Source organism: Lentisphaera araneosa HTCC2155, from assembly GCF_000170755.1.
Taxonomy (GTDB): Bacteria; Verrucomicrobiota; Lentisphaeria; order Lentisphaerales; family Lentisphaeraceae; genus Lentisphaera; species Lentisphaera araneosa.
The window spans coordinates 1-1,602 of the sequence record NZ_ABCK01000067.1 but is presented as its reverse complement, the minus strand read 5'-3'; the positions used below and the strand labels follow the sequence as shown (position 1 = coordinate 1,602).

Here is a 1,602-nt window from a genome sequence, read left to right as displayed (position 1 = left end):
CTAATAACATTTCTAATTCAGTGTAAGACGTTGAAGGTTCAACAAACTTTACCATCTCTACTTTTGAGAATTGGTGGACTCGTAAAATACCTCTTGAATCTTTACCTGCTGCACCAGCTTCTCTACGGAAACAAGGCGTGTAAGCTGTGTAGGCAATCGGTAGCTCTTTCGCATCGAGAATTTCGTCTGCATGAATATTTGTAACGGGAACTTCAGCCGTCGGAACTAGATAGAGGTTGTCTTCTGGTGCGTGATAAATTTCTTCCGCAAACTTAGGCAATTGTCCCGTACCCGTCATCGCTTTAGGATTTACTACGAAAGGTACCCAAGCCTCTTTATAGCCATTCTCTGTATTTTGATCTAAGAAAAAGTTAATGAGGGCACGTTCTAAACGAGCGCCTGCTCCTTTCCAAAGGTAGAAACCAGAACCTGAAATTTTTGCAGCACGAGGTAAATCTAAAATATCTAAATTTTGCCCCAAGTCCCAGTGAGCTTGTGGAGCAAAATCAAATTCAGGTTTTGTTCCCCAGCGACGAACTTCAGGGTTATCTTCTTCAGTCAAACCAACAGGAGTAAATTCTGATGGTGGATTCGGAAGTGATAAAAGTTTGGCATTAACTTGGCTAGAGAGTTCGGCTGCTTTGGCATCGAGCTCTTTGATTTGATCACCTAAGCTGCGAACGGCTTCCATTGCGGAACTCGCATCTTCGCCATTCTTTTTCATGATACCGATTTGCTTAGATGCTGTATTGCGCTGAGATTTGAGCTCTTCAACTTTCACTGTGCTTTCACGAAATCAAAAAGCATCTGTAAGTCAGAATCCACTTTAAAGTTTTCAACCGTTATCAACTCATCTTTGTACTGCCAAGGATACACATAAAGACCTACTTGATTTTTAAACAGGCGTCCCATAGCTTCGAGGATGCCGCCTTCAAGATCATTGTAGTATTCCACATTAAAGAGCTCCATCAAACTAGCCGCTCCCATAGCTACTGCTACGGGTCGATTGGTGTTCATACGGAGGTAGTGACCTAAACGGTAGTATTCTTTATAGTTAGAAATCAGAACTTTATAACCCGAAGCCGCCAACATATCTGCACGAGCTAAGAAATCATGAAGGTCGATACTTCCAGAACCCTGCATGAGGTTATTCATAGTAATTTCCATGATCGGCACAATTTCTTCTGTTCCAACGCCAATTTCTTCTGAGAACTGCTCAAGTGCGGTTTCCATGATATCGATATTTACATTACATACGGGTCGGAAACTACCGCGTTCAACAATTACAGATTTTTTATAGAAGACTGATGAGGGAAGGAGGACTGATTTATCGGGGCCAAACATTGCCGCATCACTTAAACCTAGTTTCACTAAGTTGAGAAGCATTAAACGGTTATCCACTCTGCGGAATTCAATACCTTTGAATTCAACCATATCTATCTCAATACGGTCGCGACTTAAATTATCTAAAAGTGATTCGAGTAAGTTTTCAGGACGATGAGCTAAATTAAAAGCCGAGTGAATCAAATTTACACCCACAATACCCAGGGCTTCTTGTTGCAAGGAATTAGTTTTATCTTTTAAGTTAACGTGAATGATAAT

1 protein-coding gene and 1 pseudogene are annotated in these 1,602 nt (G+C 41.1%); both read right to left on the bottom strand.

Features of this window, described 5'->3' with window-relative positions; genetic code table 11:
* A partial coding sequence (gene serS / locus LNTAR_RS24570) for a serine--tRNA ligase (protein WP_007281486.1) occupies positions 1-781 on the bottom strand: 781 nt, incomplete at its 3' end.
* Positions 778-1,602: pseudogene (locus LNTAR_RS24565) on the bottom strand (TonB-dependent receptor); the annotation flags it as partial. The pseudogene LNTAR_RS24565 and the gene serS, both read right to left, overlap by 4 nt.